This window comes from Streptomyces sp. PU-14G (genome assembly GCF_041028275.1).
In the GTDB taxonomy this organism is placed as follows: domain Bacteria; phylum Actinomycetota; class Actinomycetes; order Streptomycetales; family Streptomycetaceae; genus Streptomyces.
In genome coordinates, this window is the sequence record NZ_JASKYT010000413.1 from 1 (window position 1) to 5,835 (window position 5,835).

4 protein-coding genes are annotated in these 5,835 nt (G+C 71.4%); all 4 read right to left on the reverse strand.

From position 1 onward, the window contains the following. Positions 1-196 precede the first annotated feature (196 nt). Positions 197-1,357 carry a M24 family metallopeptidase gene (locus tag AB8Z75_RS30210; protein ID WP_369207535.1) on the reverse strand — a complete coding sequence of 387 codons (1,161 nt, stop codon included), beginning with the start codon at positions 1,355-1,357 and terminating at the stop codon, positions 197-199. A 456-nt stretch (positions 1,358-1,813) separates the two neighbouring features. Continuing rightward, complete coding sequence (locus tag AB8Z75_RS30215; protein WP_369207537.1) at positions 1,814-2,434, reverse strand: L-threonylcarbamoyladenylate synthase; 621 nt, start codon at positions 2,432-2,434, stop codon at positions 1,814-1,816. Between the two features lie 100 nt (positions 2,435-2,534). Next, positions 2,535-3,359 carry an SAM-dependent methyltransferase gene (locus tag AB8Z75_RS30220; protein ID WP_369207539.1) on the reverse strand — a complete coding sequence of 275 codons (825 nt, stop codon included), beginning with the start codon at positions 3,357-3,359 and terminating at the stop codon, positions 2,535-2,537. Between the two features lie 169 nt (positions 3,360-3,528). After that, the gene (locus tag AB8Z75_RS30225) at positions 3,529-5,487 is read right to left on the reverse strand and encodes an aconitate hydratase (RefSeq protein WP_369207541.1); all 1,959 of its coding nucleotides are present in this window, start codon (positions 5,485-5,487) and stop codon (positions 3,529-3,531) included. Positions 5,488-5,835 lie beyond the last annotated feature (348 nt).

Genomic DNA, 5,835 nt, shown 5'->3' on the forward strand with positions numbered 1-5,835 from the left:
ACCCCCGCCCCCCGTCCCGGCAAATCGGACATGCGAAGGTGCTTCGTATGTGACCTGGCCCCTATGGGTGCCCTCACAACCCGACCGCTCCTGTGGCAAGTTGCTCGCACGCCCGGTTCAGTAACCCCTCACAACGGGTCACCGCACCTCCTTCCCCTCCCCCCATACACCTCGGGGGGAGAGCGCGGAGCCGGTGTCAGGGGAGGACGGTCAGGTCGCGTTCGGTGGTGTTCAGCCGCTCCCCACCGTCGTCGGTGCAGACCACGATGTCCTCGATGCGGGCGCCGTACCGGTCGGGCAGGTAGATGCCGGGCTCGATGGAGAAGGCCATGCCGGGTGCCAGCGGCTGCCGGCTACCGGCGACGATGTAGGGCTCTTCGTGGCTCTCCAGGCCGATCCCGTGCCCTGTGCGGTGGATGAAGTACGCACCGTAGCCCGCCTGTGTGATCAGGTCCCGTCCGACGGCGTCCAGCTGCTCGGCGGTGATGCCGGGACGCACGGCTTCGGTCTGTGCACGCTGTGCGCGCAGGAGGACGTCGTGGAGCCGGCGGAACTCCTCGGGCGGCTCGCCCACCACGTACACGCGGGTCGAGTCGGAGCAGTACCCCTCCGCGGTGGTGCCGCCGATGTCGACGACCACGGGGTCGCCCGGCCGGATCACCCGGTCGGACAGCTCGTGGTGGGGGCTCGCGCTGTGCGGCCCTGAGCCGACGATGACGAAGTCGACCCGGGCATGTCCCTCGGCGGCGATCGCGGTCGCGATGTCCCGGCCGACCTCGCGTTCGGTACGCCCGGCGCGCAGCCATTCCCCCATGCGGGCGTGCACGCGGTCGATGGCCGCCCCGGCGCGCCGCAGGGCGGAGACCTCCCGCGGTGTCTTCCGCGTCCTCAGCTCGCTCAGTACGGTGCCGGCCAACTCCTGCCGCGCGTGGGGCAGGGCGTCCTGGAAGGCGAGTGTCTTCTCCGCCCACATGTGGTTGTCGACGCCGACGCGCATGGCAGAGGCGGGCAGGCGGGAGGCGATGATGGCGTAGGGGTCCTCTGTCTCCTGCCAGGCGAGGATCTCCACCCCCAGCGCCCCGGCGGGCGAGGCCTGCGCGGCCGGTTCCTCCAGGGCGGGCACCAGCAGGAAGGGCCGGCCCTCGAGGGGGAGGACCAGGCAGGTCAGCCGCTCCAGTTGCATGGCGTCGTAACCGGTCAGGTACCGCAGGTCGGCTCCGGGGGAGATCAGCAGGGCGTCCAGCCCCGCGTCCGCGGCTGCGGTACGGACGTGGTCGAGACGGTCGGCCGGATAGAGGTCCTGGTCGGACTCGGTGGTGGTGGCGTCGGTCCGGTTGGCGTCGGTCCGGTTGTGCATCGCTTCTCCCAGGGTTCGGGCGGGCCGCAACGGCCGGAGACGGATGCCGTCGTTCCGGAGAGCGGAGTGCCGGGGTCGGAGGGGGATGGAGGTCGCACACATGTCCTGCCGGGCATGCTGCGGGGCGCCCGCACGAGTGTGCGAACCGTCTCGGGCGGGGGCTGTTCGCGAGCGCGTCGCCGGCTCGCGTGCCACCTCTACCGGGAGCCGGTCGGGCCCCTGCACACCCGCCGCGTTGCCTCGTGACACGGCGCGACGCGGAAGACGGAGGTCATGCCGGGCATGCTCGCAGGGTGCGGTGGCCCGTACAACCGAATTCCCGCGCGTCCACGTCCGTGTCACTGCCGCCCCGAGCGCCCCGACGCGCAGCGCCCCGACCCGGCCCCGGCCCGGCTTCCGCCCCCGGCTCCGGCCCGGGACCGGTGAGCACCGACCGGACCTGGGCCCGGGCTTTGGTCACATGAAGCGTGCGGGGTCGCCCGCTCCCTGCCGCACGATCTCGGGGGCGTCGCCCGAGAAGTCCACCACCGTGGTGGGCTCGGTGCCGCAGTCTCCTGAGTCGACCACGGCGTCCACCACGTGGTCGAGCCGCTCCTTGATCTCCCAGCCCTGGGTCATCGGCTCCTCCTCGTCGGGCAGGAGAAGGGTGCTGGAGAGCAGCGGCTCACCGAGTTCGGCCAGCAGTGTCTGGGTGACCACGTGGTCGGGGATGCGGACGCCGACCGTCTTCTTCTTCGGGTGGAGCAGCTTGCGCGGCACTTCCTTCGTGGCGGGGAGGATGAAGGTGTAGCGGCCGGGGGTCGCCGCCTTGACCGCGCGGAACACGTCGTTGTCGACGTGGACGAACTGGCCCAGCTGCGCGAAGTTCTGGCACACGAGCGTGAAGTGGTGGCGTTCGTCGAGATTGCGGATGGACCGGATGCGGGTCATGCCGTCGCGGCTGCCCAGCTGGCATCCCAGAGCGAAACAGGAGTCCGTCGGGTACGCGATGAGCGCGCCCGTCCGGATGCTGTCGGTCACCGTGCGGACGGTGCGTGGCTGTGGGTTGTCGGGATGCACGTCGAAGTACTTCGCCATCTGCCGAGCCTATGCGCACAGGCGCCCCTTCACCCACGGCAGGTGCCACGGGAGCCCGGTGCGGGTGCGGCGGGCGACGGGGCGCCGGTGGGGGGTGAGGTCAGGGCTTGACGGCCACTCCGGCCCAGACGCCCGCCTCGGCGGGGGAGACCGTCCCGGGAAGCTGCCGTACCGGGCCGAGCTCCAGATCCATCCGCCACGCGCAGGTCGGCGCGATCCCCGGGGCGACCAGGTCCAGCCCCTCGAAGAAGGCGGCGGTCTCTTCCTTGGTCCGGAACTGGGTGGGGGTGACCGCCTGCCGGTAGTGCTCGGCCAGGGCGGCCATCCGCCCGTCGTCGAGATCCAGGGCGCCGTGCGAGAGGATCAGCGCACTGCCGGGCGCCAGCGGGGCGACCAGTTGGCGTACGAGCCCGTAGGGATCGTCGTCGTCGGTGATGAAGTGCAGCAACGCGACGACCGACAGCGAGATGGGGGAGTCGAAGTCCAGCGTCTTCCGTGCGTGGTCGAGGATGGTCCCCGGGTCGCGCACGTCGGCCTCGATGTAGTCCGTGGCTCCTTCGGAAGTGCTGCTCATCAAAGCGCGGGCGTGGGCCAGGACGATGGGGTCGTTGTCGGAGTAGACGATCCGGGACTCGGGCGCCACCTCCTGGACCACCTGGTGCAGATTGGGCACCGTTGGGATGCCGGTACCGATGTCGAGGAACTGGCGGATGCCGAGCTCCTTCACCGCGTACAGGGCGGCGCGGTGCATGAACTCGCGGTTCTGCCGCGCGGCGACCATCGCGTGCGGGTTCTTGTTCAGCGCCGGGATGGCCGCCTCCCGGTCGACGGCGTAGTGCGTCTTTCCGCCGAGGAAGTAGTCGTACAGCCGCGCCGTGTGCGGCTTCGTGCCCGGCTTCGGTGCCGTGTGACCCGCCCCGCTCACCTGGAACTCCTCTCCGAGACAGCAACCTCCGTCCATCATCGACCAGTTCGGCGCCACGGAGGGGCGATACCGCGAGGTTCGTGGCCCGTTCTCGCCTCGGCGAGGTGACAGAACCGGGTGAAGAGGGCGGAGCGACGAGTGGGCCCCGCCCCGTCGTCGGACGGCGGCTTCACTCCGTAGCCAGTGCCGGGATGATGCCGCCGGCGAGGACGAGGTCGCGCTGGCGCGGGGAGAGGCGGTGGCGCACCGCGTACTCCTCGTCGCGGGTCTGGTTGTGCAGCCGCAGCACGGGTTCGGCACCGGGGGCGAGTGCGGCGTGCAGGCCGGCCAGGCGGAGTGTGTCGCCCTCGTGGACGCGTTCGTAGTCGCCGCCGTCCTCGAACTCCAGGGGCAGCACACCGAAGTTGACGAGGTTCTGCCAGTGGATGCGGGCGAAGGAGCGCGCCACCACGGCCCGCATCCCCAGGTGGCGAGGTGTGATGGCGGCGTGTTCGCGCGAGGAGCCCTGCCCGTAGTTCTCGCCGCCGACGACGAGGTAAGGGCCGCCGTGCTCCGTGGCCCGGCGCGGATGCTCCGGGTCGAGCCGGGTGAAGGTGAACTCGGCGAGCTTGGGGATGTTCGACCGGTACGGCAGCGCCTTCGCCCCCGCGGGGGAGATCTCGTCGGTGGACACGTTGTCCGCGGCCTTGAGCAGCACGGGAGCGGTCAGGGTGTCGGGGAGGGGGTCGAGGTCGGGCAGCGCTGAGATGTTCGGGCCCCGTTGCAGTTCCACCGCCCGGGCCTCCTCCTCGGGCAGTGGGGGCTCCAGCATGCCGGTATTGACGGAAGCGTGCTCGGGCAGGTCGAGCGAGGGCGGAGCGGTGCCGGTTTCCGTCGCCCAGTCGCGGGGGTCGGTGAGGGTGCCGGTGAGCGCCGAGGCTGCCGCCGTCTCCGGTGAGCACAGCCACACGGAGTCCTCTTCCGTGCCGGAGCGGCCGGGGAAGTTGCGGGGCATGGTCCGCAGCGAGTTGCGGCCCGCTGCCGGGGCCTGGCCCATCCCGATGCAGCCCAGGCAGCCGCTCTGGTGCAGCCGTGCACCCGCCGCGATCAGGTCGAACGTGCCGCCGGAGCGGGTGAGGTCCTGGAGGATCTCGCGGGAGGTGGGGTTGATGTCGAGGCTGACACCGTCCGCGGTACGCCGGTCCTTGACCATGGCCGCCGCGATCGCGAAGTCCCGCAGGCCGGGGTTGGCGGAGGAGCCGATGACGCACTGGGAGACCGGCTCGCCCGCAGCCTGGCGCACGGGCACCACGTCGCCGGGCGAGGAGGGGCGTGCGACCAGCGGCTCGAGCGCCGAGAGGTCGATCTCCTCGTCGAGGTCGTAGGTGGCGTCGGGTTCGGCGCCGATCTCGGTGAAGTCGGCCTCCCGGTCCTCGGAGCGCAGGAAGTCGCGGACGGCCTCGTCGGAGGGGAAGACCGTGGCGGTCGCGCCCAGCTCCGCTCCCATGTTGGCGATGACGTGGCGATCCATGGCCGTCAGCGAGGCCAGGCCGGGGCCGTGGTATTCGATGATCCGGTTCACGCCGCCCTTGACGCCGTGCCGCCGCAGCATCTCCAGGATCACGTCCTTGGCGCTCACCCAGGGCGGCAGCTCGCCCGTCAGCCGTACGCCCCAGATCTGCGGCATCCGTACGTACAGGGGCCGCCCGGCGATCGCCAGCGCCACCTCGAGGCCGCCGACGCCGACCGCGAGCATACCCAGCGAGCCTGCCGCACAGGTGTGCGAGTCCGATCCGGCGAGGGTCTTGCCGGGGACGCCGAAGCGCTGCATGTGAGTGGGGTGCGAGACCCCGTTGCCGGGCTTGGAGTACCACAGGCCGAAGCGGTTGGCGGCGGAGCGCAGAAAGGCGTGATCCTCGGCGTTGCGCTCGTCGGCCTGGAGAATGTTGTGGTCGACGTACTGGACGCTGACCTCGGTCTGTGCGCGGTCGAGGCCCAGCGCCTCCAGCTCCTGCATCACCAGAGTGCCCGTGGCGTCCTGGGTCAGCGTCTGGTCGACCCGCAGCCCGATCTCCTCGCCGACCTCGGCTTTCCCCTCGACGAGGTGGGTGTCGACGAGACGCTGCGCGACGGTGCCGTGTGCCGGCATGGCGTCCCCTCCTTTGCTCTCGGGTGCGTGCGGCCCGGCGGTGGCCGGCCGGCGCCGGGTACCCCGCGCGCCCCGTACGCACGCGCTCGGACATGCCCGACCGCACACCGGGTAACCGGCCGGCACGCTCTGTCACACGGCCGGCCCGCGTGCTGTCGTGTCGCGTCGGCCTGGCCCGGCCCGAGCCACAGTCCACGGGGCGCACGAAGCGCGGGCGGAGGCATTCCGTTCGAGGCGGGGGAAGCCTAACTTGGTGCGCTGCAGCGCGCGTTGAGTCCCCGTATCGCAGGAGACCCCGCCATGACGTCAGCACCGCCCCGCCCATTCCGGGGCGCCAGCGGTAGCCCC